General features: G+C 52.0%; 28 protein-coding genes, 2 tRNA genes and 1 other RNA gene. 15 read left to right on the top strand and 16 right to left on the bottom strand.

Annotated features, from left to right (window positions below; genetic code table 11):
* Positions 1-23 precede the first annotated feature (23 nt).
* The 3 genes from efeO (at position 24) to phoH (ending at position 3,734) form a co-directional block, all read left to right on the top strand.
* Positions 24-1,151 (top strand): iron uptake system protein EfeO, encoded by a 1,128-nt coding sequence (efeO, locus tag DA718_RS17515; protein ID WP_112215179.1) that lies wholly within the window; start codon positions 24-26, stop codon positions 1,149-1,151.
* 4 nt (positions 1,152-1,155) lie between these two features.
* The gene (efeB, locus tag DA718_RS17510; protein ID WP_112215178.1) at positions 1,156-2,436 is read left to right on the top strand and encodes an iron uptake transporter deferrochelatase/peroxidase subunit; all 1,281 of its coding nucleotides are present in this window, start codon (positions 1,156-1,158) and stop codon (positions 2,434-2,436) included.
* Positions 2,437-2,945: 509 nt separating this feature from the next.
* Complete coding sequence (gene phoH, locus DA718_RS17505) at positions 2,946-3,734, top strand: phosphate starvation-inducible protein PhoH (protein WP_181421921.1); 789 nt, start codon at positions 2,946-2,948, stop codon at positions 3,732-3,734.
* 50 nt (positions 3,735-3,784) lie between these two features.
* On the opposite strand, the gene DA718_RS17500 is transcribed toward phoH, so the two are convergent.
* The 4 genes from DA718_RS17500 to DA718_RS17480 all read right to left on the bottom strand — a co-directional run bounded on the left by DA718_RS17500 (position 3,785) and on the right by DA718_RS17480 (position 6,192).
* Positions 3,785-4,078 (bottom strand): YciI family protein, encoded by a 294-nt coding sequence (locus DA718_RS17500; protein WP_112215176.1) that lies wholly within the window; start codon positions 4,076-4,078, stop codon positions 3,785-3,787.
* A gap of 323 nt (positions 4,079-4,401) precedes the next feature.
* Positions 4,402-4,489 (bottom strand) — tRNA-Ser (locus DA718_RS17490).
* 145 nt (positions 4,490-4,634) lie between these two features.
* Positions 4,635-5,312 carry an isochorismatase family protein gene (locus tag DA718_RS17485; protein WP_112217432.1) on the bottom strand — a complete coding sequence of 226 codons (678 nt, stop codon included), beginning with the start codon at positions 5,310-5,312 and terminating at the stop codon, positions 4,635-4,637.
* Between the two features lie 19 nt (positions 5,313-5,331).
* Positions 5,332-6,192 (bottom strand): pirin family protein, encoded by an 861-nt coding sequence (locus DA718_RS17480; RefSeq protein WP_112217431.1) that lies wholly within the window; start codon positions 6,190-6,192, stop codon positions 5,332-5,334.
* A 114-nt stretch (positions 6,193-6,306) separates the two neighbouring features.
* Here DA718_RS17480 and DA718_RS17475 point away from each other — a divergent pair, with 114 nt between their 5' ends.
* Complete coding sequence (locus DA718_RS17475) at positions 6,307-7,212, top strand: LysR family transcriptional regulator (protein ID WP_112217430.1); 906 nt, start codon at positions 6,307-6,309, stop codon at positions 7,210-7,212.
* An 85-nt stretch (positions 7,213-7,297) separates the two neighbouring features.
* Here DA718_RS17475 and DA718_RS17470 read toward each other — a convergent pair.
* Together DA718_RS17470 and DA718_RS17465 are read right to left on the bottom strand one after the other, a co-directional pair.
* Positions 7,298-7,433, bottom strand: a non-coding RNA gene (locus tag DA718_RS17470) — RtT sRNA.
* 46 nt (positions 7,434-7,479) lie between these two features.
* Positions 7,480-7,567 (bottom strand) — tRNA-Ser (locus DA718_RS17465).
* Between the two features lie 268 nt (positions 7,568-7,835).
* Between DA718_RS17465 and ghrA the strand changes: the two genes are divergently transcribed.
* From ghrA to DA718_RS17430, 7 genes are all read left to right on the top strand, one after another.
* A complete protein-coding gene (gene ghrA / locus DA718_RS17460) occupies positions 7,836-8,774 on the top strand; it encodes a glyoxylate/hydroxypyruvate reductase GhrA (RefSeq protein ID WP_112217426.1) in 939 nt (312 codons plus the stop codon).
* An 85-nt stretch (positions 8,775-8,859) separates the two neighbouring features.
* Positions 8,860-9,597, top strand: a complete 738-nt coding sequence (locus DA718_RS17455) for a phosphatase (protein ID WP_167492786.1) — start codon at positions 8,860-8,862, stop codon at positions 9,595-9,597.
* A 22-nt stretch (positions 9,598-9,619) separates the two neighbouring features.
* Positions 9,620-10,171 carry a TorD/DmsD family molecular chaperone gene (locus tag DA718_RS17450; protein ID WP_112217428.1) on the top strand — a complete coding sequence of 184 codons (552 nt, stop codon included), beginning with the start codon at positions 9,620-9,622 and terminating at the stop codon, positions 10,169-10,171.
* A 106-nt stretch (positions 10,172-10,277) separates the two neighbouring features.
* Positions 10,278-10,760, top strand: a complete 483-nt coding sequence (locus DA718_RS17445; protein WP_112217429.1) for a DUF1097 domain-containing protein — start codon at positions 10,278-10,280, stop codon at positions 10,758-10,760.
* Between the two features lie 404 nt (positions 10,761-11,164).
* Complete coding sequence (locus tag DA718_RS17440; RefSeq protein ID WP_112217194.1) at positions 11,165-11,470, top strand: type 1 fimbrial protein; 306 nt, start codon at positions 11,165-11,167, stop codon at positions 11,468-11,470.
* Positions 11,471-11,559: 89 nt separating this feature from the next.
* Positions 11,560-12,084 (top strand): O-acetyl-ADP-ribose deacetylase, encoded by a 525-nt coding sequence (gene ymdB / locus DA718_RS17435; RefSeq protein WP_112217195.1) that lies wholly within the window; start codon positions 11,560-11,562, stop codon positions 12,082-12,084.
* Between the two features lie 82 nt (positions 12,085-12,166).
* Positions 12,167-12,757: a TetR/AcrR family transcriptional regulator gene (locus tag DA718_RS17430; protein ID WP_112217196.1), complete on the top strand. Its 591-nt coding sequence runs from the start codon at positions 12,167-12,169 to the stop codon at positions 12,755-12,757.
* A gap of 39 nt (positions 12,758-12,796) precedes the next feature.
* Here the strand turns inward: DA718_RS17430 and mdoC are convergent, their stop codons facing one another.
* Positions 12,797-13,957: a glucans biosynthesis protein MdoC gene (gene mdoC / locus DA718_RS17425; RefSeq protein ID WP_112217197.1), complete on the bottom strand. Its 1,161-nt coding sequence runs from the start codon at positions 13,955-13,957 to the stop codon at positions 12,797-12,799.
* A gap of 252 nt (positions 13,958-14,209) precedes the next feature.
* Here mdoC and mdoG point away from each other — a divergent pair, with 252 nt between their 5' ends.
* The 3 genes from mdoG to DA718_RS17410 all read left to right on the top strand — a co-directional run bounded on the left by mdoG (position 14,210) and on the right by DA718_RS17410 (position 18,578).
* The gene (gene mdoG, locus DA718_RS17420; RefSeq protein ID WP_112217198.1) at positions 14,210-15,763 is read left to right on the top strand and encodes a glucans biosynthesis protein MdoG; all 1,554 of its coding nucleotides are present in this window, start codon (positions 14,210-14,212) and stop codon (positions 15,761-15,763) included.
* Positions 15,756-18,284: a glucans biosynthesis glucosyltransferase MdoH gene (gene mdoH / locus DA718_RS17415; RefSeq protein WP_112217199.1), complete on the top strand. Its 2,529-nt coding sequence runs from the start codon at positions 15,756-15,758 to the stop codon at positions 18,282-18,284. The genes mdoG and mdoH overlap by 8 nt, the downstream gene beginning before the upstream one ends.
* A gap of 66 nt (positions 18,285-18,350) precedes the next feature.
* The gene (locus DA718_RS17410; RefSeq protein WP_110277090.1) at positions 18,351-18,578 is read left to right on the top strand and encodes a YceK/YidQ family lipoprotein; all 228 of its coding nucleotides are present in this window, start codon (positions 18,351-18,353) and stop codon (positions 18,576-18,578) included.
* On the opposite strand, the gene DA718_RS17405 is transcribed toward DA718_RS17410, so the two are convergent.
* From DA718_RS17405 to DA718_RS17390, 3 genes are all read right to left on the bottom strand, one after another.
* On the bottom strand, positions 18,579-18,965 hold the full coding sequence (locus DA718_RS17405; RefSeq protein WP_110277091.1) for a MysB family protein: 387 nt from the start codon (positions 18,963-18,965) through the stop codon (positions 18,579-18,581).
* A gap of 92 nt (positions 18,966-19,057) precedes the next feature.
* Positions 19,058-20,308, bottom strand: coding sequence for a multidrug efflux MFS transporter MdtG (gene mdtG, locus DA718_RS17400; RefSeq protein WP_112217200.1), 1,251 nt, complete (start codon positions 20,306-20,308; stop codon positions 19,058-19,060).
* 175 nt (positions 20,309-20,483) lie between these two features.
* Complete coding sequence (locus DA718_RS17390; RefSeq protein ID WP_112217201.1) at positions 20,484-21,404, bottom strand: Kdo(2)-lipid IV(A) acyltransferase; 921 nt, start codon at positions 21,402-21,404, stop codon at positions 20,484-20,486.
* 208 nt (positions 21,405-21,612) lie between these two features.
* Here DA718_RS17390 and trhO point away from each other — a divergent pair, with 208 nt between their 5' ends.
* Positions 21,613-22,677, top strand: a complete 1,065-nt coding sequence (trhO, locus tag DA718_RS17385) for an oxygen-dependent tRNA uridine(34) hydroxylase TrhO (protein ID WP_112217202.1) — start codon at positions 21,613-21,615, stop codon at positions 22,675-22,677.
* On the opposite strand, the gene DA718_RS17380 is transcribed toward trhO, so the two are convergent.
* The 6 genes from DA718_RS17380 to DA718_RS17355 all read right to left on the bottom strand — a co-directional run bounded on the left by DA718_RS17380 (position 22,663) and on the right by DA718_RS17355 (position 26,683).
* On the bottom strand, positions 22,663-22,776 hold the full coding sequence (locus DA718_RS17380; protein ID WP_112217203.1) for a DUF2770 family protein: 114 nt from the start codon (positions 22,774-22,776) through the stop codon (positions 22,663-22,665). The genes trhO and DA718_RS17380 overlap by 15 nt on opposite strands.
* A gap of 75 nt (positions 22,777-22,851) precedes the next feature.
* Positions 22,852-23,970, bottom strand: coding sequence for an N-methyl-L-tryptophan oxidase (solA, locus tag DA718_RS17375; RefSeq protein ID WP_112217204.1), 1,119 nt, complete (start codon positions 23,968-23,970; stop codon positions 22,852-22,854).
* Between the two features lie 125 nt (positions 23,971-24,095).
* The gene (gene bssS / locus DA718_RS17370) at positions 24,096-24,350 is read right to left on the bottom strand and encodes a biofilm formation regulator BssS (RefSeq protein ID WP_110277097.1); all 255 of its coding nucleotides are present in this window, start codon (positions 24,348-24,350) and stop codon (positions 24,096-24,098) included.
* 285 nt (positions 24,351-24,635) lie between these two features.
* Positions 24,636-24,881: a DNA damage-inducible protein I gene (gene dinI, locus DA718_RS17365; RefSeq protein ID WP_110277098.1), complete on the bottom strand. Its 246-nt coding sequence runs from the start codon at positions 24,879-24,881 to the stop codon at positions 24,636-24,638.
* Between the two features lie 72 nt (positions 24,882-24,953).
* Positions 24,954-26,000: a dihydroorotase gene (gene pyrC, locus DA718_RS17360; protein ID WP_112217205.1), complete on the bottom strand. Its 1,047-nt coding sequence runs from the start codon at positions 25,998-26,000 to the stop codon at positions 24,954-24,956.
* A gap of 122 nt (positions 26,001-26,122) precedes the next feature.
* Complete coding sequence (locus tag DA718_RS17355; RefSeq protein ID WP_112217206.1) at positions 26,123-26,683, bottom strand: lipoprotein; 561 nt, start codon at positions 26,681-26,683, stop codon at positions 26,123-26,125.
* Positions 26,684-26,771: the final 88 nt, after the last annotated feature.

The raw sequence follows: 26,771 nt of genomic DNA, 5'->3' as shown, positions 1-26,771 counted from the left end.
CATACTTATCGAAAGGGATGGTCATGATGAATCATTTTCGTCGCAATGCGCTGCATATTACCGTTGCTGCGCTGTTCAGCTCTGCTTTTTACGCCCAGGCTGCCGATATTCCGCAAGTAAAAGTCACTGTCACCGACAAACAGTGCGAACCGATGAACGTCACCGTGAAAGCGGGTAAAACCCAGTTCATCATTCAGAACCACAGCCAGAAGGCGCTGGAGTGGGAAATTCTGAAAGGTGTGATGGTGGTGGAAGAGCGCGAGAATATCGCCCCTGGTTTTACGCAAAAGCTGACGGCGAACCTGCAGCCGGGTGAATATGACATGACCTGCGGCCTGCTGACTAACCCTAAAGGTAAGCTCACCGTGACCGGTGAAGCGACTAAAGACGCTGCTAAAGCTGAAGCGCTGCTCAGCCTCGGTGAAGCTATTACCGCCTATAAAGCCTACGTCACTGCTGAGACCGCTGAACTGGTTAGCGGCACCAAAGCCTTTACCGATGCGGTGAAAGCGGGCGATATCGAGAAGGCAAAAGCCCTCTACGCGCCGACGCGCCAGCACTATGAACGCATTGAACCCATTGCCGAGCTGTTCTCTGACCTCGACGGCAGTATTGATGCCCGTGAAGATGACTACGAGAAAAAAGCAGAAGATCCGAAGTTCACCGGCTTCCACCGTCTGGAAAAAGCGCTGTTTGGCGATAACAGCGTCAAAGGAATGGATAAATATGCCGATCAGCTGAACACCGACGTTCTCGATTTGCAAAAGCGCATTAGCGAACTGGCCTTCCCACCATCAAAAGTGGTCGGCGGCGCAGCTGGTTTGATTGAAGAAGTGGCGGCCAGCAAAATTAGCGGTGAAGAAGATCGCTATAGCCATACCGATCTGTGGGATTTCCAGGCCAACATTGACGGGGCGCAGAAAATTGTCGACCTGCTGCGTCCGCAGTTGCAAAAAGAGAACAGCACGCTGCTGGCGAAAGTGGATGCCAACTTCAAGAAAGTGGATAGCATCCTGAGTAAATACCGCACTAAAGACGGTTTTGAGACCTATGACAAGCTGACGGATGCGGATCGCAATGCGCTGAAAGGCCCGATCACCACTCTGGCGGAAGATCTGGCACAACTGCGCGGGATCCTCGGTCTGGACTAAGTCGATGGCAGAGCAAAATAATGATGTGAATGAGCCGTCACGGCGCCGGCTTTTAAAAGGGATTGGCGCGCTTGGCGGCGCGCTGGCTATCAGCGGCGGCTGTCCGGTGGCGCATGCGGCAAAAGACAACAGCTCTCCGGGGACATTGTCGCCAAACGCGCGCATGGAAGCGCAGCCGTTTTATGGTCCGCATCAGGCCGGTGTACTGACGCCACAGCAGGCTTCGATGATGATTGTCGCTTTCGACGTGCTTGCCAGTGATAAAGCGGATCTGGAGCGGTTATTTCGCCTGCTGACTCAACGTATTGCCTTTTTGACCAAAGGTGGTCCTGCACCGGAGACGCCAAATCCGCGTTTGCCGCCGATGGATTCCGGAATATTGGGGCCGTGGATTGCCCCGGATAATCTGACCATGACGGTATCTGTGGGTCATTCGCTGTTTGACGAACGTTTTGGCCTGGCCAATAACGTGCCGAAAAAGCTACAGCAGATGACGCGTTTTCCGAATGATTCGCTGGATGCGGCGCTGTGCCACGGCGACCTGATGCTGCAAATTTGCGCCAATACTCAGGATACGGTGATTCATGCACTGCGGGATGTGATTAAGCACACGCCGGATCTGCTGAGCGTTCGCTGGAAGCGGGAGGGATTTATCTCCGATAGCGCTGCGCGTAGTAAAGGTAAAGAGACGCCGGTTAATCTGCTGGGCTTTAAAGACGGCACCGCTAATCCTGTCAGTACCGATCACGCGCTGATGGATAAAGTGGTGTGGGTTACCACCGACCAGGGGGAGCCTGCCTGGGCGACGGGCGGTAGCTATCAGGCGGCGCGAATTATTCAGTTTCATGTCGAGTTCTGGGATCGCACTCCGCTTAAAGAGCAGCAGACGATTTTTGGTCGCGATAAACAGACCGGTGCTCCGCTGGGGATGCAGCACGAGCACGACGCGCCGGATTACAGCAAGGACCCGGATGGCGATACTATTGCACTCGATAGTCATATTCGTCTGGCCAATCCGCGCACGCCGGAGACCGAGTCCAGCCTGATGATGCGCCGGGGATATAGCTATTCTCTGGGAGTGACGAACTCAGGCCAGCTGGATATGGGGTTGCTGTTTGTCTGCTATCAGCACGATCTGGAAAAAGGCTTTCTGACGGTGCAAAAGCGTCTGAACGGAGAAGCGCTGGAAGAGTACGTTAAGCCGATCGGCGGGGGCTATTTCTTTGTTCTGCCGGGAGTTATCGATAGTCAGCACTATCTCGGGCAATCGCTGCTCGAAGCCTGAAGCTCCTGCCCGTAAGGGCAGGGCGTTTTCTGCTGTTTTTCCATTCCTTTTTTGTATTTCCTGCCTTGTTTAATTTTTCTGTAATCTTAATGTCGGAAACTCCTCTCAGCTGCAATGAGAATTATTTGTTGTCTTTATGTGAAAAATAAGTTGCATTAAGAATTATTTTTGATGTACTTATTAAAGACGCGGTAGTTCCCGGCAGTGATGTCGTTTCACTATGGAGATCGCGAATGCCCGATTGCTGTAACGGAAAACGTCAAAACTCATACCGTACTTCTCAGCACGGGGGCCACACTTCCGGCCGCGATTCTCACACCTCAAATTTATCCTCCACTACAACAGAAAACTCGAACCCAGACAGGGTGCGCGGTGCGCGTAGCCGTGACCCGTTGTCAATTCGACAGGCAAGCAATGGCTTACAAGGAAGCCAAACCTCAATCGTTCGTGCGCATAATCGCGTCGATGTTGACGCGTGTGATGTAAACCAACAACGCAAGGTGCTATCCATGGGAAGACAAAAAGCAGTGACCAAAGCTCGTCGTGAGGCCAAACGTGTGCTGAGACAGGATTCGCGCAGCCATAAACAGCGCGAAGAAGAATCGGTCACATCGCTTGTGCAAATGAGTGGCGTAGAAGCAATTGGTATGGCGCGGGATAGTCGCGATGCATCGCCAATTGAAGCGCGCAATGACGCTCAGGCGCATTATTTGAATGCCATCGACAATAAACAGCTGATCTTTGCGACAGGCGAGGCCGGGTGCGGGAAGACCTGGATTAGTGCGGCAAAAGCAGCTGAAGCCTTGATCCATAAGGATGTGGACAGAATTATTGTTACCCGTCCCGTTCTGCAAGCCGACGAAGATCTCGGCTTCTTACCGGGAGATATCGCCGAGAAATTCGCTCCCTACTTTCGACCGGTTTATGACGTGCTGGTGAAGAGGTTGGGCGCTTCCTTTATGCAATACTGCCTGCGTCCGGAAATCGGCAAGGTGGAAATCGCGCCGTTCGCTTATATGCGCGGACGTACATTTGAAAATGCAGTCGTGATTCTGGACGAGGCTCAGAACGTGACCGCTGCGCAAATGAAAATGTTTTTGACCCGCCTCGGGGAGAACGTGACGGTTATCGTCAATGGCGACATTACCCAGTGTGATTTACCCTCTGGCGTAAGGTCTGGCCTGGTCGATGCGCTGGCGCGTTTTGAAGAAGATGAGATGGTTGGGGTGGTGCGCTTCACGACCGATGACTGCGTACGTTCAACGCTTTGCCAGCGTGCGCTTAAAGCCTACTACTGATTATTTTTGAGTCTGCAAAGCCCGGGAAACCGGGCTTTGATTTTGCTGGTTTAAAGCAAGTTCTGCAGCGGGGGAGCGGTCATCGTGGCTTCGAAAGGAATAATATCGACTTTCGCGACGCCCGATTGCTGGAACGGATCCTGACTCAGCCAGGTCCGTAGCAAATCCATGTCATCACCTTTTGCCAGAATGACTCCGCCAGATCTGGGGATCTTACGCCCTGAAGCAAGAAACAATCCGTCAGCGTAGCCTTTTTTAAGCCATTCCACGTGTGCAGCAAGCTGCGCGTCAACTTCATCTAACGGTTTAACGTAAGTCAGAACAATAACTGCAATGGTGCTCATTTGGATGTCCATCTTTTATATGGGTATATAAAAGTAGCATGCGGAGAGTTGCGGGTGATAGTAGGCCGAATGCAGTTTCTGGATGGTGCAACAGGCGAAAAAAAGCCCGTACTTGCGTACGAGCTCTTTCTTAAAATATGGCGGTGAGGGGGGGGATTGACTCGCTACGCTCGCCCCTTCGGGGCAGCCCGCTTACTGCGTTCGCGGTCTGTCCAACTGGCTGCGCCAGTTGTCGAACCCCGGTCGGGGCTTCTCATCCCCCCGGTGGGGTGCAACATGCGAAAAAAAAAGCCCGTACTTGCGTACGAGCTCTTCTTAAAATATGGCGGTGAGGGGGGGATTCGAACCCCCGATACGTTGCCGTATACACACTTTCCAGGCGTGCTCCTTCAGCCACTCGGACACCTCACCATATTGTTTCGCTGCTCACCTTAGGTGGGCAACGGGGCGCTACTATAGGGAGTTGCGCTAAAACGGTCAAGCAGTATTTACTCTTTCTTTACCGTTCGGTCAAGCAATGAACACTACCCCGCCGACGGGCGGCAGGGCAGGCATTTTAACGCTGTGAATCAAGCCGTTCGTTGTTTTTCACCACGTCCTGCGCTTTGGCGTAGCTCTCGATCAGTAACTGGTATGCCGGGAAGATTTTGGTATAAACCTCAGCCCACTCTGCGGCATCCGGGCGATTCCAGGTACGCTGTAGCTCGGAAGCGACTGCGGCGGTATCCATTGGCACCACGCCTGCCTGAACCACGCGGGCGAGGGTGATTTCCTGCGCCATTTTGCTGTAGGTACCGGAAGCGTCAATCACGGCGAAGACCTTATAACCATCGGCAACGGCGGCAATGGACGGGAACGCCATGCAAACGCTGGTAATCGTACCGGCAATAATCAGCGTCTTACGCCCGGTTGCTTTTACCGCATCAACGAATTCCGGGTTATCCCAGGCGTTGATCTCACCTTTGCGCGCAATATATTTTGCATGGGGCGCATTTTCATGAATCTCGGGGATCAGCGGGCCGTTTGGCCCCTGCGGGACTGATGCCGTGGTGATCACCGGGATCCCTGCTAATGACGCCATTTTTGCCAACGCAGCTGCGCGGGCGCGCAGCTCCGGCATCGGCATGTCGCCGACGGTTTGAAACAGGCCGCTCTGATGGTCAATCAACAACATGGCGGTATCATTCACGTCAATCACCGGACGAGAACCGTTAAAGTTAGCTGGAGTCGACATACTATTCACCTCTGTAATATTAGATTTGGCCGAAGCGGCCGCTGTTAAAATCACGAACGGCTTCCGCGATTTGCGCTTTGGTATTCATCACAAATGGGCCGTAACCGACAATTGGTTCCTGTAGTGGCTCGCCGGCCATCAGCAGGACTTTTGCGTTGGAACTCACCTCAAGGTGGAGTGATTCCCCTTTCTGGCTGAGCACCACCAGTTGGCCTTCACGAGCGCTTCCCTCTCCGTTCACCTTAACTTCACCTTCCAGCACGACCAGTGCGGTGCTCCAGCCATCGGGCTGATGCAGCGTTATGTCCTGACCCTGATTAAGCTGCAGGTCCCAGACATTGAGCGGCGAAAAGGTATGCGCCGGTCCGACAACATCGCCGTAGCGGCCCGCAATGACCCGCATACGACCCGCGTTATCCGCCAGAGCAACGTCAGGGATCGCATCAGTGGTGATGCTCTGGTATCCCGGATGCGTCATCTTGTCTTTGGCCGGAAGGTTGACCCAGAGCTGAATCATTTTCAGCTCGCCGCCGGTTCGGGTGAAATTCTCCGAGTGGAACTCTTCGTGCAGTATTCCGGCACCTGCCGTCATCCACTGCACATCACCGGGGCCAATAACGCCGCCCCGACCGGTTGAATCTCGGTGCTCTACTTCCCCTGAATAAACGACGGTGACGGTTTCAAATCCGCGATGCGGATGCTCACCAACGCCGCGTTTCTCTGTCCCAGCCGGGAAGTGGTGCGGGCCAGCATAGTCAAGCAGCAGGAAGGGGCTTAGCTGTTCGCCGTGAGTCTGATAAGAGAACATCGAACGAACCGGGAAACCGTCGCCTACCCAGTGCTGCGAGGGGGCGGTATAGATGCCAGTAATCTGTTTCATGGTGGTCTCCTGCATGTCTGTTTCTGATGTGAATAAGCATATATTCAGTTCTAATTGCCCGGTAGATAGTGAAAATGGCCTATACTGTTCTAAAAATGGAACGATGGAGGAAGGATGCAGGATCTCAACGATTTAGCCTGGTTTGTCCAGGTGGTCGATCACGGTGGTTTTGCTGCGGCAGGAAGAGCGCTCGATCAGCCTAAATCAAAATTAAGCCGCCGGATTGCTCAGCTTGAAGAACGTCTCGGGGTGCGTCTGATTCAGCGTACTACCCGGCAGTTTGCGGTGACCGAGGTCGGACAAACCTTTTATCAACACTGCAAAGCGATGTTGATAGAGGCGGAGGCGGCTGAACAGGCGGTGGAAACGCTGCGTTCAGAGCCGTGCGGCAGCGTGAGGCTGACCTGCCCGGTGACGCTTTTGCATGTGCACATCGGCCCGATGCTGGCGAGGTTTATGCAGCGTCATCCGGGGGTAACGCTATTATTGGAAGCGACGAACCGACGGGTTGATGTAGTGGGGGAAGGCGTCGATGTGGCTATTCGCGTGCGGCCAAGGCCTATAGAAGATAGCGATCTGGTGATGCGCGTATTGGCCGACCGTGGACATCGGCTGGTGGCGAGTCCAACATTAGTTGAGCGGCTGGGCGTGCCCCAGGCACCGTCTGAACTCAGCGAATGGCCGGGGTTAAGTATCGGTGCAGGAAAACATCAACATCACTGGCAACTAACCGGTCCCGAGGGCGCGCGGGCGGAGGTCTATTTCACTCCCCGGATGGTGACAACGGATATGCTGGCGCTGCGAGAAGCGGCGGTTGCCGGAGTTGGTGTGGTGCAGCTTCCTTTATTAATGGTGCGCGATCAGCTGGCGGCAGGGGAACTGGTGGTTGTGCTTGATGAGTGGCAACCGCGCAGGGAGGTGATCCATGCGGTTTTTGCTTCTCGTCGTGGACTGCTGCCGTCGGTCAGGGCGCTGGTTGACTTTCTGAGCGAAGAGTATCAGCGGATGGAAGAAGATTAGTTGTTGTCAGAACTTAGTTGCACCTCGGCTGGGTGACTGCAAGCGAAAAAAAGCCCGTACTTGCGTACGAGCTCTTCTTAAAATATGGCGGTGAGGGGGGGATTGACTCGCTTCGCTCGCCCTGCGGGCAGCTTCCTCGCAGGCTCGTCATCTGTCCAACTGGATGCGCCAGTTGTCGAACCCCGGTCGGGGCTTCTCATCCCCCCCGGTGGGGTGCAACATATGAAAAAAAAGCCCGTACTTGCGTACGAGCTCTTTCTTAAAATATGGCGGTGAGGGGGGGATTCGAACCCCCGATACGTTGCCGTATACACACTTTCCAGGCGTGCTCCTTCAGCCACTCGGACACCTCACCATATTGTCATTCCCGTTGCTGCCGGGAACGGGCGCTAATTTAGGGAAATACGTAAGTCTCGTCAATCAACTTTTTTAAAAAAACGTGCGTTTAGCCAAACTTCAAGCAACTTGCCTTCTAAATGCGCGAGAATCGTTTTTTTTGTCACCATTTCTTTTTTAACACGATAGCCAGACGAAATTTGCTATGCTGACAAACCAATAGAAAACAATGAATAAAACACGACGCTAACGTAACCTGCCTAAGGCGTCGGCTATCAGGAGTCATCATGGAGATTATTTTTTACCACCCGACGTTTGACACTTCGTACTGGATTACGGAGTTGGAGAAGCAACTGCCCGGTTCGCGAGTGCGCGAGTGGAAACCGGGTGATAACCAATCCGCCGACTATGCGCTGGTCTGGCATCCTCCGGTAGAAATGTTGCAAGGGCGTGACTTAAAGGCGGTCTTTGCCCTTGGCGCTGGCGTCGATTCAATCCTTAGCAAGCTGCGGGAACATCCGGAAATGCTGCCGCTGTCGATTCCGTTATTCCGTCTGGAAGACACCGGCATGGGCTTGCAGATGCAAGAATATGCTGTGAGCCAGGTTCTGCACTGGTTCCGTCGTTTTGATGATTACCTGGCATTAAAGCAGGAAGCCCGCTGGCAGCCCCTGGATGAGTATCCTCGCGAGGAGTTTACTATCGGGATTATGGGCGCGGGCGTGCTAGGCGCTAAAGTGGCAGAAGGGCTGCAAGCGTGGGGCTTTCCGCTGCGCAGTTGGAGCCGTAGCCGTAAGTCCTGGCCGCAGGTGACGAGTTTTGCTGGAGCAGAAGAACTGGGCGAATTTCTGAGCAGCACTCGCGTGCTGATTAACCTGTTGCCTAACACTGCGGAAACTGTTGGCATTATTGATAAAACGCTGTTGGCGCAGCTTCCGGATAATAGCTATGTGCTGAATCTGGCGCGTGGAGTTCATGTGGTTGAAGACGATCTGCTGGTGGCGCTGGATAGCGGTAAGCTTAAAGGAGCTATGCTCGATGTGTTCAGCCGCGAACCATTACCGAAAGAGAGCCCGCTTTGGGCGCATCCGCGGGTTGCGATGACGCCTCATGTTGCAGCTGTCACTCGGCCTCAGGAAGCCATTGCTTATATTGCAGGAACTATCGTCCAGCTGGAACGAGGCGAAACGGTAAGCGGGCAGGTCGATCGCCAGCGAGGATACTAAGAGATAACCCCGCTGCGGCGGGGTTTTTGCTGATCATGAGCGCATATTCCTGCTATTCTTGCCACAAACAGAGAAGGAGAATGTGATGTATCCTGTTGACCTGCACATGCATACCATTGCCAGCACCCACGCTTACAGTACCCTGCACGATTATATTGCCGAAGCAAAGCGCAAGGGGATCAAACTCTTTGCCATTACCGACCATGGCCCTGATATGGCTGATGCGCCACATTACTGGCATTTCATCAACATGCGCATCTGGCCGCGGCTGGTGGATGGTATTGGCATTCTGCGCGGCATTGAAGCCAACATCAAAAACACACAGGGCGAAATAGACTGTACCGGTCCAATGCTCACCTCTCTGGACCTGATTATTGCAGGTTTCCACGAGCCGGTGTTCCCGCCTCAGGATAAAGCGACCCATACGGAGGCGATGATCGCCACCATGGCCAGCGGCGCAGTGCATATTATTAGCCATCCCGGTAATCCCAAATTCCCCGTTGATATCCCGGCCATTGCTGCTGCGGCGGCGAAATACCATGTTGCGCTGGAGATCAATAACTCATCTTTTGTCTCATCGCGCATTGGAAGTGAAGATAATTGCCGTGCCGTCGCGCAGGCCGTGCGTGATGCCGGAGGCTGGGTTGCGCTGGGGTCGGATTCCCATACCGCATTCACGCTGGGCGAATTTACCGAATGCCGTAAGATCCTTGATGCCGTTGATTTCCCGGAGGATCGCATTCTTAACGTGACACCTCGGCGTATGCTTGATTTCCTTGAATCACGAGGAATGGCGGCGATCCCTGAATTTGCTGAACTTTAATTTGAATAACTGGAAGAAATGAATGAACGAGTTTTCTATCCTCTGCCGCGTGCTGGGTTCACTGTACAACCGTCAGCCGCAGGACCCGCTGCTGGTCCCGCTGTTTACCCTTATTCGTGAAGGGAAGCTGGCGGCGAGCTGGCCGCTGGAGCAGGATGAGCTGCTGGAGCGTCTGCAAAAGAGTTGTGATATGCAGTCGCTGGCCGCTGAATATAATGCCCTGTTTGTTGGTGAAGAGTGCAGCGTTGCGCCTTACCGTAGCGCATGGGTGGAAGGGGCGACAGAAGCTGAAGTTCGTGGTTTTCTGAGTGCACATGGGATCCCAACCGGAGAAAGCGCAACGGATCATATCGGATCGCTGCTGCTGGCTGCCTCATGGCTGGAAGATCATGTCACTGAGGATGAAAGCGAGACTCTGGAAACGTTGTTTGCCGACTATATTCTGCCGTGGTGTGGGGCCTTCCTTGGTAAAGTTGAAGCGCATGCGACTACGCCATTCTGGCGTACTATGGCACCGCTGACCCGCGAAGCTCTCTCTGCAATGTGGGATGAGCTGCAGGAAGAAAATGAATAATAATTTGTGATAAAAGTCACAAATTTAGTGCAACGAAAAATCACATATCTTACATAATGTGTTCTATGTCGCATTTGCCAGGTGCGTATCTGCTATGATGCGCACTATGAACATACTCTTCGCAATCGCATTAACGACTGGCATTCTCTCCGGAATTTGGGGATGGGTGGCTGTCGCGCTTGGCCTGCTGAGCTGGGCGGGTTTCCTCGGCTGCACCGCTTACTTTGCTTGTCCGCAAGGTGGGCTGAAAGGGCTGCTCATTTCCGCCTGCACGGTCATGAGCGGCGTGATATGGGCGCTGGTGATTATTTATGGCAGCGCGCTGGCGCCACAGTTGGAAATCCTGAGCTATGTTATGACAGGTATCGTGGCGTTTCTGATGTGCATACAAGCGCGTCAGCTGCTGCTCTCCTTCGTACCCGGTACGTTTATTGGTGCATGCGCGACGTTTGCGACCAACGGCGACTGGCGTTTGGCGGTACCTTCGCTGGCATTGGGCCTGGTCTTTGGCTACGCCATGAAAAATAGCGGGCTGTGGCTGGCGGCGCGAGCCGCGAAAAATAAATCACTGGCTAACGAAAACAGCTAATCACGTATATACCCTAAATAATTCGAGTTGCAGGCAGGCGGCAAGTAAGAGAGTCCCGATGAGCTTACTCAAGTAAGTGATTCGGGTGAACGCACGTAGCCAACGCATATGCAACTTGAAGTATGACGGGTATAAATTACACGATTTACCTTAAAACAGGGCTTCAGGTCCTGTTTTTTTGTGCCCGGCATTCCTTTCATTAAACCTCCCTCCCGTCTACACGTTCTTGAGCCACTGTACCGTCAGTCAGTGAATCGATTTTGTTAACAAAATTGATGTAAATTGAATAAATTTGTTTTTGTTTTGTTAATATAAATGTGTCTTTGTAAATAAAAATGACCCAATGCACTCATGGATGGCTTGTGCTTTTTGATAGCTATGCAGAAATGCAGAGGAGTTTTATCATGAAAAAATACAAATGCGCGTTAGTTGCCGCTTTGTGTGTTTTACCCACGTTATTTAGCCCGGCCATGGCGGAGCAGGTGCAGGCTGGTGTCATCCATTTCTACGGGCAGGTTGTAGAAGCACCTTGCCAACTTAATGCAACAGGCAATCGAGTTGTTATGGATTGCCCCAGGGCGAAGACGGTACGGATCTCGGCTCAGCAGCTTGAAAATGGAAATATTCATAACGAAAACATCCGCTCGGCGAAGTTAAGATACATTAATCCGCAACACACCCTTGCAATTCTCGACGTTGATTATCGGTAACAGTCTGCCCCCAGGCTTTCGTCCTGGGGGCTATCATGCCATATTATCCTCAAGTATTTATCTTTAGACGTATGCCGGCAGGAGGGGAAATGGCTGTTCAACCTGAGGTTATTCTCGGCGACATTACAACGCTTGCGGTCGATGTTATCGTCAACGCCGCAAATCCTTCATTGCTCGGCGGCGGTGGGGTAGACGGCGCGATTCATCGCGCTGCCGGCCCTGAACTGCTGGCCGCCTGTAAAATAGTGCTTCAACAGCAGGGAGAATGCCCTCCAGGTCATGCAGTCATTACCGTCGCAGGAAATCTACCTGCCAGCGCGGTCATTCACACCGTAGGGCCAGTTTGGCGCGGCGGCGACAGGCAGGAGGCAGAGTTGCTGGCAGACGCTTATAAAAATAGCCTGCTGCTGGCTTCAGCAAATAACTATCGCTCAATTGCATTTCCCGCTATCAGCACTGGCGTTTATGGATATCCTAAAGACGCTGCGGCAGAAATTGCCGTACGCACGGTAAATGCGTTTCTCACTCGCTACAACCCTCTGGAACGCGTCATTTTTGTCTGTTTCGATGCTGAAACGGCTGGCATTTATACCCGATTGCTTCAGACGCAGTAGTTCGTTATACAGATCCGTTGCAGGAATAAGATATGATAGTTTCCCGCATTCGCAGGAAATTATCATCACTGGAGATTTACGCGTGGCTGAAGGGAAAGTACTGCATAAACAACAGATTCGCCGTGCGGAAATTGTGGCTGCAGCACAGAAATGTTTGGCGGAAAAGGGACTGCATGGTGCCTCCGTCGCGGACATTGCGCGTCAGGCAGGTCTGAGCGTAGGGCAGTTGTATCGCATCTTTGCCAGCAAAGAAGAGATCGTTGAAGCGATCGTCAGTGAAATCGTCAATGCCAGGGTTGGCGAGATGGTGGCCGGAAACCATGATTTGGTCCGGATGGCCTCAGTTTTAGCTGGCGTGATCCCAGCGACCGATGACACAAAAAACGATAATTATCTGTTGATGGAAATTAACGCGGAAGCATCCAGAAATCCCCGCCTGCGTGAAATTATGCATCAAGCCGATCGTCGTCTGAAAGAAGAGGGTGGGCGACTGACCCGACACTATCATCCTGAAATGAGCGCAGAACAAATTAATGTCGCCTGTGAATTTATCGCGATCTTAACTGAAGGCGCAGCCTATCGGTGTGAACTGGCAACGACCTCGACAGTTGATAAGACGGCGATGGAGGCGCTTTACCGCAACGTATTTCATCTGTTGTTCATGAAAGAGTAGAGCTGCCGGACGCAAAATAGACGGCAGCTTTTGACTTTATCAACCCGCTGAAATCTGTGGTTTAGCTGTTTTTTGTTGGAACTTCCCGGAGAAAAGGAAGCGCAGGAGCGGTATTCGCAGATGGATTTCATACAGAATCAGCGCAATCCCAACAACAAAGACCAGCCCGGTAATGAACCCTAAGGTGTTCGATTTAATCACCGGGGTTATCCATGCGCCATAGAGTAAGGTCAGCGGATGGTGAACCAAATAGATAAAGAGTGACGCGTTGACGAAATAGGTGACTCGCGTGGACTGGAAGTTTAGCAACCGGTGGCCAAGGGAAAAGACGACGTTGACCATCCAAAGGCCAAGAACCATGGTGATGACGTATTCTGTTTCATACATCCAGCCATCGCCAGACCCATACTGCTGATTCAGGCGATAGGCGATAAAGCCCAGCAGCGCCCCAACAAAGCACCAGGGTGATGAGGTGGTAAACATCGCTTTCAGGCGAGAGTTAATAAACGTCTGGGCGCCAAGAATAAAGAAAGGCAGATAGAAAAGCGTCTGCATAACAATAAAGTTGAACAGGCCATTACTGAGAACAGGCGGGTAAACCATAAACAGGGTGCGACGAATCACCGCATAAAGTACGCCGAGCGCCAGAAAAATCATCGATAGCTGGCCCATTGTGACGGTGTCACCAAAGGTTGGCGCAGCGGTAGAATGTCGACGCGTCAACCACTTAAACATCACCACGCCGAGCGTCGTCAGAACCACCAGCACTAACAAAAACCACAGGTGTGAAATTAGTTCCCAGGCCAGGGTGTTAAACTTGTCATATCCCGAGAGGGTATGCCAGTTTCCAGCCTTGTCGTTGACGTACTGCAACATAATAAACTGCGGCAAGGTCAGCAGTGGAATGGCGGTTAGCATAGGAATGCCTACGCGCTCAACGCGCACTTTCCACCATTTCTTAAGCGGATAGCGCAGAAAAAGCATGTAGGAAAAATAACCGGAAATCACAAAGAAGACCTGCATCCGAAAAGCATGGATGAAATCGTTAAACAACGTCAACCACCATGAGGGCTCTACGCTGTTTACATGCCAGCTGTGGCTGGAGTAAATGAGCGAGATATGAAAAGGTATCCCCAACAGCATCAGCCACGCGCGGATGCTATCGAAAAAATATTCACGCTGTACCGGAGTATTATTCATACAATATCACTACATTCTCAGACAATTCGTCTTATCACTCAACGTGATAACCTTTAAATTCTCTGCAACCCTACATGAACTCTGGTTATCTGTCTCCAGGATAAGCACGCAAAGTGCAGTCGGGGCAGTGAACTGTTTATTCCCTGTGCCGCCAGGCCGAACAATGCAGGGATTATGTTGTCGGAATGCCTGAGTTTCCATTAAAATAGATCGGATCGATTTAAGCACACAAAGGGGGAAGTGCTTACTTATATGAAACATAAACCACAGATGATGAAAATGCGTTGGTTAAGCGCAGCCGTAATGTTGTCCCTGTGTACTTCATCTGCATGGGCATTCAGCATTGATGACGTCGCAAAAGAGGCTCAAACGTTAGCTGGCAAAGGCTATGAAGCGCCGAAAAGTAACCTGCCCTCTGCTTTCCGCGATATGAAGTATGCGGATTATCAGCAAATTCAGTTTAATCACGATAAAGCCTATTGGAATAATCTTAAAAGCCCGTTCAAGCTTGAGTTTTACCACCAGGGGATGTATTTCGACACGCCGGTCACCATTAATGAAGTGACTGCCACCAGCGTGCGTAAAATTAAATATAACCCGGATTATTTCAATTTTGGTAATGTTCAGCACGACAAAGACACGGTTAAAGACCTGGGCTTTGCTGGCTTTAAAGTCCTGTATCCGATCAATAGCAAAGATAAGAACGACGAAATTGTCAGCATGCTCGGAGCAAGCTACTTCCGCGTACTGGGTCAGGGCCAGGTATATGGGCTTTCTGCCCGTGGACTTGCTATCGATACTGCGCTGCCTTCTGGCGAAGAATTCCCGCGTTTTCGCGAGTTCTGGATTGAACGTCCGAAAGCTACGGATAAACGCCTGACGATTTATGCGCTGCTGGATTCTCCCCGCGCAACCGGAGCTTATCGCTTTGTGGTGATGCCGGGCCGCGACACTGTTGTTGACGTGCAATCGAAGGTCTACCTGCGCGACAAAGTAGGCAAGCTGGGTGTTGCTCCACTGACCAGCATGTTCCTGTTTGGGCCGCACCAGCCGTCTCCGACGACCAACTATCGCCCGGCGCTGCATGATTCCAACGGTCTCTCAATCCTCGCCGGAAATGGTGAATGGATCTGGCGTCCGCTGAATAATCCAAAACATCTGGCCGTCAGCAGCTATGCGATGGAAAACCCGCAAGGCTTCGGGCTGCTGCAGCGTGGCCGCCAATTCTCTCGTTTCGAGGATCTTGACGATCGCTACGACCTGCGTCCAAGCGCGTGGATCACGCCAAAAGGCGACTGGGGTAAAGGTAAAATCGAACTGGTTGAAATTCCGACCAATGACGAGACCAACGATAATATCGTCACCTACTGGACGCCGGACCAATTGCCGGAGCCAGGCAAAGAGATGAACTTCAAATACACCATCACCTTCAGTCGCGATGAAGACAAACTGCATGCGCCAGATAACGCGTATGTGATGCAGACTCGTCGTTCCACTGGTGACGTGAAGCAATCGAATCTGATTCGCCAGCCGGATGGTACCATCGCCTTTATCGTCGATTTTACCGGCACTGAGATGAAAAAACTGCCCGCTGACACCGCGATAACCGCTCAGGCAAGCATCGGCGATAACGCTGAAATCGTTGAAAATACGGTGCGCTATAATCCGGTAACTAAAGGCTGGCGTATGATCTTGCGCGTGAAAGTAAAAGATCCGAAGAAAACGACGGAAATGCGTGCTGCGCTGGTCAATGCCGATCAGACGCTGAGTGAAACCTGGAGCTATCAGCTGCCTGCTAATGAATAAGATAACGAAGTACATCGACGCATTGCCGCTGTCGGATGCAGAAAAAGCCGCGTTGCCTGACGCCAGTCTGCAGGCCGTACATGAAGCACTGGACGCTGAACATCATGTCTATAAGCGTGAAGATGACTCGCCGCTAGGGTCAGTAAAATCACGACTGGAACACAGCTGGCCGGATTCACTGGCCGGTGACCAGTTGATGAAGGATGACGAAGGGCGTACTCAGTTGAATGCGATGCCGAAGGCAAAACGTTCCTCTATGTTCCCAGACCCCTGGCGTACTAACCCGGTCGGGCGCTTCTGGGACCGGCTGCGTGGGCGTGACGTCACCCCACGCTATCTTTCTCGTCTGACGAAAGAAGAGCAGGAGAGCGAGCAGAAATGGCGTACCGTCGGCTCGATTCGTCGCTACATCCTGCTGTTGTTGACGCTGGCGCAGACCGTCGTGGCGACCTGGTACATGAAAACTATTCTGCCTTATCAGGGCTGGGCGCTGATCAACCCGGCAGATATGGTAGGGCAGAACCTGTGGGTCTCCTTTATGCAACTGCTGCCGTATGTGCTGCAGTCGGGGATTCTGATTCTGTTCGCCGTGCTTTTCTGCTGGGTTTCCGCTGGGTTCTGGACGGCGCTGATGGGCTTCCTGCAACTGCTAATTGGGCGTGATAAATACAGTATCTCTGCTTCGACGGTGGGTGATGAGGCGCTGAATCCGGAGCATCGTACTGCGCTCATTATGCCTATCTGCAACGAAGACGTTGATCGTGTTTTCGCTGGTCTGCGCGCAACCTGGGAATCGGTAAAAGCTTCCGGGAATGCTGAGCACTTTGACGTCTATATTCTCAGCGATAGCTACAACCCGGATATTTGCGTGGCTGAGCAAAAAGCGTGGATGGAGCTGATTGCTGAAGTGCAGGGGGAAGGGCAGATATTCTATCGCCGCCGCCGCCGCCGCGTGAAACGTAAAAGCGGCAACATCGATGACTTCTGCCGCCGCTGGGGTAGTCAGTATAGCTATATGGTCGTGCTGGATGCCGACTCCGTGATGAGCGGTGAATGCCTGAGCGGTCTGGTGCGCTTGATGGAAGCGAATCCGAATGCCGGTATTATCCAGTCATCGCCGCGCGCATCCGGTATGGATACGCTCTACGCTCGCTGCCAGCAGTTTGCCACCCGCGTTTATGGCCCGTTGTTCACCGCTGGCCTGCACTTCTGGCAGTTAGGTGAATCGCACTACTGGGGCCATAACGCTATCATTCGCGTAAAACCGTTTATCGAGCACTGTGCCCTGGCACCGTTGCCTGGTGAGGGTAACTTCGCAGGTTCGATTCTGTCGCACGACTTTGTTGAAGCTGCATTGATGCGTCGTGCCGGGTGGGGGGTATGGATTGCCTACGATCTTCCTGGCTCTTATGAAGAGCTGCCGCCAAACCTGCTGGACGAATTGAAGCGCGATCGTCGCTGGTGTCAGGGAAACCTGATGAACTTCCGCCTGTTCCTGGTTAAGGGGATGCACCCGGTTCACCGCGCGGTATTTCTGACTGGCGTCATGTCCTATCTGTCGGCACCGCTGTGGTTTATGTTCCTTGCGCTCTCAACCGCCTTACAGGTGGTGCATGCATTGACCGAACCGCAATACTTCCTGCAGCCGCGACAGCTGTTCCCGGTCTGGCCGCAGTGGCGTCCGGAGCTGGCTATCGCGCTTTTTGCGTCAACGATGGTGTTGTTGTTCCTGCCGAAGTTGCTGAGTATCATTCTGGTATGGTGCAAAGGCTCGAAAGAGTACGGTGGATTCCTCCGCGTCACTCTTTCGCTGTTGTTGGAAGTGCTCTTCTCAGTACTGCTGGCGCCGGTGCGTATGCTGTTCCACACCGTGTTTGTGGTCAGTGCGTTTCTTGGTTGGGAAGTGGTCTGGAACTCACCGCAGCGCGATGATGACTCGACTCCGTGGGGCGAGGCGTTTATGCGCCATGGTTCACAGATGCTGCTGGGCCTGGTCTGGGCGGTCGGTATGGCGTGGTTGGATCTGCGTTTCCTGTTCTGGCTGGCGCCGATCGTGGTTTCGCTGATTCTGTCGCCGTTCGTGTCGGCCCTCTCCAGCCGTGCCACGCTAGGTCTGCGCAGTAAGCGCTGTAAGCTATTCCTGATCCCGGAAGAGTATTCGCCACCGCAGGTGCTGAAAGATACCGATGCGTACCTGACGCTGAATCGTCAGCGTTCTCTGGACGATGGTTTTATGCATGCCGTGTTTAATCCATCATTCAACGCATTGGCAACGGCAATGGCAACTGCGCGTCACCGCCATGGTCATATTCTGGATATCGCCCGTGAACGTCATGTCGAACAGGCATTGAACGAGACGCCGGATAAACTCAATCGCGATCGTCGTCTGGTGTTGCTGAGCGATCCGGTTACAATGTCGCGTTTGCACTATCGCGTGTGGGCCGCGCCGGAGAAATACTCTTCATGGGTGGATACCTACCAGCAATTGACGTTGAATCCATTGGCGTTGAAAGTGAAGTAAGCCGTACGTAAAGGAAAATACCGGCAAAAATGCCGGTATTTTTTTACCTGAAAATAGAGGTTATAGATGAGAGTTTTACTGGTTATCGCCATGACGCTGGTTCTCAGCGGCTGCGGTAGCATTATCAGTCGCACGGTGCCGGGGCAGGGACATGGAAACCAGTATTATCCCGGCGTACAGTGGGATGTGCGTGATTCCTCATGGCGCTATATCACGATTCTCGATCTGCCCTTTTCGCTGGTGTTTGATACGCTACTGTTGCCGCTGGACGCCAGCCATGGTCCCTACAATTAATTAGCGTTCATCCCATTCATCGGCAGCGGCCTGGCCCTCTTCGGTGTCAAGAGAGGGTTCGAGCTGAAATTCACCTTCGTCCCACTCATGCAGCGTATTTTCTTCCAGCCACTCCTGACGAAGCTCAATCTCATCATAGTCACCATCAAAAACACTTTGTGCTGCCTGGCCGCTAAGTATTGGCAGACATTCGCCTTGCTCATCTTCATCGGCAAAAAACTCTGCTTGCCAGGCGATATCCCCATCCTGCAGCACGTATTTTTGAATATTTAATTGCTCGACGTTGGCGCTCTCTTCGTCGCTATCCGGATTATTAACAAGAAACTCTTCACGGGCCGCATCGATAGCTTCTTCGAGCGTGGCATAGAACATCGAATCCTTTGGCATGGCTAACCCCCTAAGAAGAATAGAAATGAACACGATTCAATCTATAGAAGGCAGTTGGCAAAGCGTCAAGGGAGGTAACCCCCCTCGCGTTATTAATTTACAGAATGACTGCCGGAACTTGCGTCGTCCGGGGGGGGAACACGGCGCGGACGATGCAGAGTGAGGGTAGAGTAAACCGCGTTGAACAGAACTACGCAGGCAGTGACGAAAAAAACCGCGCGAAAACCGTAATTGGCGGAAACCGATGCGCCAATCAATGGACCCGTCACGTTGCCAATATCGCGGAACGATTGGTTATAGCTGAAGATTCGTCCGGCAATTTGGCTGGTGGAGTTATATACCAGCAGCGTCTGTACGGCGGGCAGTAGCGCACCGTCGGCGGCACCCAACAGGAAACGCAGAATCCCAAGCTGCAATGGTGTCTGGACGAACGACATCGGTATCAGCAGTAGAACCGAAATCACCAGGGCGACAATCAGGATTTTTTCCGGACCAATTCGGTCGCCCAGCTTTCCTAGTCTGGGGGCGCTGAGCAGTGCGGCAATACCGGGTACCGAGGCAATCATGCCGCTGATGAACGCAATATTGCTGACATTACCGGCCAGATCGCGCACATATAGCGTCAGAATTGGCGCAATTGAGCCAGTGGCAACCTGGATGATTAATGAGGTCACAAACAGGCTTAGGACCAGTTTGGGATTTTTCAGCGAAGAGAAAACATCTTTCGCACTGAGCATCTCTTTTTTGCTGACCGCGACGAAATTCTCGCGAATGAGAGACAGGGTAAACAAGAAGCAGATAAACAGAACAGCTGCAGTCATAAAAAAGACGGTACGCAATCCCCAGTGATCGGCCAGGAAACCGCCAGCCAGAGGCCCAAGCAGCGCGCCGCTAACTGCGCCCGTCGACAGCGTACCCAGCGCCCAACCGCTTTTATGTCGGGGGATTTGGGTTGCTATCAGGGCATTGGCATTGGGAATAAACCCACCCAACAGGCCCAACAGCGCGCGCAAGATCAGAAATTGCCAGATATTTTGCGCCAGCCCCATCAGCAACATGACAATAGCCATACCGAGCGCAGAACGCAGCAGCATAATTTTTCGCCCTTTACGATCAGCAAGGCCGCCCCAGAACGGTGAGGCAATTGCAGAGAATAAAAAGGTGATACTAAAGACGATCCCCGACCACATATTGAGGGCGCTATGACCGGTTACGCCGAGCTGTTCAACGTAGAGAGGAAGAAAAGGCATCACCAGACTAAACGCGGCGCCGGTTAAAAAGCAACCGAGCCAGGTTACGGTGAGATTGCGTTTCCAGTTAATCGGGGTATCAGCAGAGGGCATAGGATTCCACTGACCTGCGATGCAGGTCAAACAATTGAAAATATGAGCTTGCTAATTATGCGCCTGAGAAATGATCGTCGCAATGGACGACCGCTTTTAAAGCTAAAACAGGTCCAGAGTCTGCTCGCCAATCCCTACATCTGCGCTCAGATGCGGGATAGGGGCATTTGCCGGATCAATAACGAGAAGGGACGCCAGGTGGACGAGTTTTGAAGCGACGGTGCATCCACATGTATTGCTCTGGGGCCATCAGAATGCATTTCTCGACGATTTTGTTCATCCAGATAGCGGTTGTCTCAGCGTCATCCAGGGGCGGATCGCATTCCGGCGGCAGCATAATCAGCTCATAACCTTTACCGTTAGGTTTGCGACGAGGCACGAACGGGACGATGCAGGCTTTCGACATTTTTGCCAGCATCCAGGTTCCTGAAGTCGTGGCAGCCCGATCGACCGCGAAAAAGGGAGCAAACACGCTGGCTGCCGGGCCGTAATCGTGATCCGGCGCGTACCAGATCACATCACCTCTCTTCAGAGCGCGGATCATGCCTTTGAGATCCTTGCGGTCAATCATATCTTTGTTGGAACGTAATCGCCCCCACGTCTGCAGCCAGTCGATAAGCGGGTTGTCGTTTGGGCGGTAGACGCCGATACCAGGCTCATTCATACCGAACATGCGTGCACCCATCTCCAGCGTCAGGAAGTGGATGCCAATAAGCAGAATACCGCGATTCTGTGCCTGTACGGCCCGAATATGTTCAACGCCAATGGAATCGGTCCAGCGCGCGATACGTCTGGCTGGCCAGAACCAGGCCATGCCGGTCTCCATCAAACCCATACCGACAGATTCAAAGTTGGCAACCACCATCCGGCGGCGTTCTTGCTCGCTCATTTCGGGAAAACAGAGTTCCAGATTGCGAGAGGCTATTTTAGCCCGGCGACGCATCAGGCGTCTGGCCAGGTGGCCCAATCCGGTACCAAGGCGGTAAATCACCGGATAAGGAAGCTGTACGACCAACCAAAGCAGGCCAACGCCAAACCAAAGTAACCAATAACGTGGATGCAGCAACGCTGCAGAAAATTTAGGTAAATGGGTCATCTCATACCTGTTCTATTAAGCAACGTGTTCCATTATCGCATTTTTTTATACATCAGCCAAAATGACAGTCTCTGAAGGCATTTATTGTTAATAGTTATAAATGTGGATGAGGGAAATGTAGCTCAAAATGTGGGGATGTAAATTGTTGGTGTTTGCTATATGATGCCCGCCGTTTATTGACCCATTGATTATGCCGAGCAGGTACACCATGCCAGTGTTACATAACCGCATTTCAAATGAGACGTTAAAAGCGCAAATGTTGGCTGAAACCGAGCCGCGCACAACGATCTCATTTTATAAGTATTTCACTATTATCGATCCGAAAGCGACCCGTGACGCGCTGTGGCTAGCGCTGACCAAATTGAACGTTTTTGGACGTATTTACCTGGCCCATGAGGGTATTAACGCACAAATCAGCGTTCCGCAGAGCCGAGTCGATGCGTTACGTGAATTTTTGTATGACTTTGACCCGGCACTGAAAGGCCTGCGCCTCAATATCGCCCTGGACGACGATGGTAAATCCTTCTGGGTTCTGCGCCTCAAAGTTCGTGACCGCATTGTCGCTGACGGTATTGATGATCCAACGTTTGATGCTTCAGACGTGGGAGATTATCTGAAGGCCGCGGAAGTGAATGCGATGCTTGATGATCCAGACGCGGTCTTTATTGATATGCGTAACCATTACGAATTCGAAGTTGGTCATTTTGATAATGCGCTGGAAATTCCAGCAGATACTTTCCGCGATCAGTTGCCGAAAGCCGTTGAAATGATGCAGGAACATAAAGATAAAAAGATCGTTATGTACTGCACCGGCGGGATTCGCTGTGAAAAAGCCAGCGCCTGGATGAAGCATAACGGCTTCAGTAAAGTCTGGCATATTGAAGGCGGTATTATCGAGTACGCCCGCCGTGCCCGCGAGCAGGGGCTGCCGGTACGCTTTGTCGGTAAGAATTTTGTTTTTGATGAGCGTATGGGAGAGCGGATCTCAGACGATGTGATCGCTCATTGTCATCAGTGCGGTACATCCTGCGATAGCCATACCAACTGTCTGAACGATGGCTGTCACCTGCTGTTTATTCAGTGTCCGGACTGCGCGGAAAAATTTGCCGGGTGCTGCAGCGAAGCCTGTATGGAAGAGCATAAGCTGCCGGAAGAGGAGCAGCGGAAACTGCGTGCCGGGCGCGAAAATGGTAATAAAATCTTCAATAAATCTCGCGGTCGTCTGAACACCAGACTAGGGATCCCGGATCCTGAGTCTTCAGAAAAACCATAACCAGATGAGATCGATAATCGCCAGTAGAAGCCACAGCGCCAGATAAATCATAAAATGCTCGCGGATGTTGTTAACCAGTAATTCAAACAGGCGACGCATATAATCTCTCAGTGATTAACGGCCTCAATCGAGGCCGTTGTTTTTTGCACGGTTGCAGAACCGCAGAGTTGGCTATTATTGCTGAAAGCGAGCCAGCGAAAAGGGTGTCAGATCAAACTCAGAAGGTTCACCAAGTGCAAACTGTACTGCAAGCTCTCCCAGTACCGGAGCGAATTTAAAGCCGTGTCCGCTTAACCCGGTAATCAAGAGCGTATTGGGCTGTTCGGGAAGAGTATCAATAATGAAGTCTTCATCAGCCGTATTATCGTAGGTACAGGATGCGCCATGGAGACAGCCGCCGATACCGGGCAATACGTTGCGCAGGAAGTTGAAAGATTCGGAGCCATCAGTAGCAACAGCGCCGAATGGTGCGCGCTCTTCGGGGGCTGAAATGAGCTGTCCCCCGTTATGCTTACCGATTTTCAACTCATTGTCTTCGGCCGGGAAGCCGTAATATTGATCGCCATTGGGTAATTCGCCAGTAAACGCCGGGAAGTTATTCTTGGTACTGTAGCGGCCATCGGCCTGAAACCAGGCAAAAATCTTACGGACCGGTTGAACAGGCAGATTTGGCAGCAGGCGAGTGGCCCAGGTTCCGGCACTGACTAGCAGTTTTCTACCGCTGTATTCACCATCTACTGTTTCTACGGTTATACCGTTCGGCTGATGATGAATGGCGGAGACCGGGCAATTGAATAGCTGGGCCGCGCCTGCTTCGCGGGCGAGGCGGATCCAGGTCTCAATAGCCAGTTCGCTGCGCAATATACCGGATGCTGGTTCAAATATCGCCTGATAATCATGTGGTACACGGATTTCCGGCCAGCGAGCCATAACGGCCTGGCCATCCATTTCTTCAATATTGAGCTGGAATTGGCGCGCGCTATTGGCAACGTTGCGCAGAAATTCGGAGTTTGCGGGTCCAAGATTAATGACCCCCGTGCGTTCAAAAACGGCTTCACCGCTGGCGGCGGCAAATTCATCCCACATTTTTTGTGCTCGTAGCACCAGAGGGACATACCTTTCGCCTTCGCCATAGGCGTGACGAATGAGGCGCGTGTTGCCGTGATGGCTGCCTTCCTGATGTGGAGGCTGATGTGAATCGATCATCAGAACGTTAAGCCCTGCCTGTCGCGCATAGTAGCCTGCGGCGGAGCCAACGGAGCCGCTACCGATAATGATGAGGTCATATTGCATGGTGAGTTCCGGGTTATTGCTTTATTAGCAGGGTAATTAACAACCCGCTGTTATACAAGTCCGAAAATAGTTCAGGCACCCACAGGTGCCTGTTCAGTGAATATTTAGACATTAGTGCGTTATTGCTAATGTCTGCGATACTCATTTTCCTGGTATTCGCCGGATTCAATCTTCGCAATACCTGCTTCCAGAATAGAAATAAACTGACGTGCGACGTCCGTCGTTAGCCATAGCGTCTGGCCAATTTCTGCGTCTCTACTGCTTTCTTGAGTGGGGTTTTGGTAGTGCAGGCGCAACATCAGCGCATCGTAACTATCCACGGTGCTGATGTCCCATCCAACGAGGGGATGGGTCTGGATGACTTCATTATTCTTTTCCATCATAACCCCTTCTTCATATGTTAAAAGACAACAGTTCTCGAGGTTTAATGCATATTATCTGAAGCAGGTTAATTATATCAGTAGTCAAGAATAAACTCGAGAAATTAAATGAAATAGAGATACATACGCCACTGATTGCTGATTTTTTGTGCGCGCGAGGCTTCATTCTTCGTTATTTTATAAGGGCGTAAGCGGGGGGAATAGGGAATGTCTGAGTATGAAAAGAATAAAAAAGCCGGGGCGACCCGGCAAAAAGTTGCACAATGAGGGAGCAAATTTAATTGACTAGTCGCGGACAAACCAATCGTCGGCGCTTTCCCAGGTTTCTTGCAGGATTTCGCTAATCCGGTCTTTATCTTCTTTTAAACCGCCGATGACCGACAAATTGTTATTGGCCGCATATCGGACCGTCACCTGACTTGACATCGAGGGGAACTGTTGATCGATACGCCGTGAGAGTTCATTGTTCAGCGCTTCTAACGCGCCACTGGGTAAGGCTGTAGATTTGGCGATAGACACTTCAATGCGCATAATTGCCCCCTGTGTAATGTACTGTTTATTTATACAGTATCGTTTGCACGTTTACAACAGGGAGCGTGGGATTTATTTTTTCATCGTCCAGCGCACGGTTTCTCCGGCGAGGAACGGCACCAGTGAATCGCCTGGCAGCGAGATACTCTCTACCACTGTGCTTTCTTCACGCACCAGTTCAACATAGGTTTCATTGACCGGCAGACCATAGAAACGTGGGCCATTAAGTGAACAAAAAGCTTCAAAGTGCTGTAGGGCGTTCATCTCTTCAAACACCGTCGCGTAACTTCCCAACGCGGTTGGCGCGTTGAAACAACCTGCGCAGCCGCAACTGGCCTCCTTGCGGTGACGGGCATGCGGGGCGGAGTCAGTACCAAGGAAGGCTCGCTCGAAACCGCTGGCGACCAGTTCACGCAGTGCCTGCTGGTGGATATTGCGTTTCAAAATCGGTAGACAGTAAAGGTGAGGGCGCACGCCGCCAACCAGCATATGATTGCGGTTAAACATCAGGTGCTGAGGGGTAATGGTGGCCGCCAGCAGGTCGTTACCATCGCGTACATACTCAGCGGCGTCTTTCGTGGTGATATGTTCGAAGACAACCTTCAGGCCGGGCAGACGCTGGCGCAAAGGCTCCATGACCGTGTCAATAAAGCGTGCTTCTCTGTCGAAAATATCGATATCTGGGTGGGTGACTTCACCGTGAACCAGCAGCGGCATGCCCAGTTTTTCCATACGCTCAAGCACTGGCATGATGGCATCGGTGCTGGTAACGCCATAGCTGGAGTTGGTCGTGGCATTGGCCGGATAGAGTTTGGCGGCAGTAAACACGCCCTCGTTAAATCCGCGTTCCAGTTCTGCCGGGTCGAGTGTATCGGTCAGATAGCAGGTCATTAGCGGTGTAAAATCATGATCCGCAGGGACGGCATCAAGAATACGCTGGCGGTAGGCGATGGCGGCTTCTACTGTGGTGACAGGAGGGACCAGATTCGGCATCACGATCGCCCGGCCATAAAATTCACTGGTATAAGGCACGACGGTTTTTAACATATCGTCATCGCGCAGATGAATATGCCAGTCGTCAGGGCGGCGGATTTTCAATACCTGGGATTGTGCTGTCATGGAAGGCTCCGGCTAATAAGTTCAGTCATCAGGGCTGTTTTTGCCGGGCACTAAGGATAAGCGTAAACGTTTTCCTTTGCATCAATTTCCGTAAAAAAACGGGCGCTGAAGCGCCCGAAGAATTAATTGGTGAAGGGGATGATGATCTCCCCTGGTTTCACCTCGATACCTTTAGCATACTTTTTCGCCAATGCTTCGCCAGTGCTGGCATCTTCGCGCAGCACGTAAGCGGGCTGTTGATTGAAGTAGCTACGTAGTGATTGATTGAGATAAGGGATTAGCGTTTGGACGACAGACTGTAGTTTCTCAGGGTGGACTTTCGCATCAACAACTTCCATCTCCTGCAAGAAAATGGCCCCTTTTTCTTTATTAAATACCGGTAGCGCCTTGAGCTTCAGATCAATGGTTGCTTTCTGGTTACCGAATAATGAATTCAGATCTAAATTCGCCACTCCGCTTAGCGTCACTTTGTTCGGTTCTTCACGACCAATGGCGCTGGTAAGGTTTTTCAGCTCAATGTGGGCATCCGCTACGCCAGGCAGGCCAATATCCTTGGCGAAGTGATTACGTTTCTGCAGCGCCTGGTTGATTTCCTGCTCGCTAACTGAATATTGCGTAAGCTGGTTACAGCCGCTCAGAAGGCCGCTAACAATAAGCGCGGCCGCGATAAACATCTTTTTCATTGGGTTCCTTAATGTCATGCCATAGGTTCATCCTGACACAAAGCAGCATGGCCTACCAGCACGGGAGGTGTTAGCGGAAAAGACTGAA

This window comes from Klebsiella huaxiensis, assembly GCF_003261575.2.
Taxonomy (GTDB): Bacteria; Pseudomonadota; Gammaproteobacteria; order Enterobacterales; family Enterobacteriaceae; genus Klebsiella; species Klebsiella huaxiensis.
This window is presented reverse-complemented; position numbering and strand designations above follow the sequence as displayed.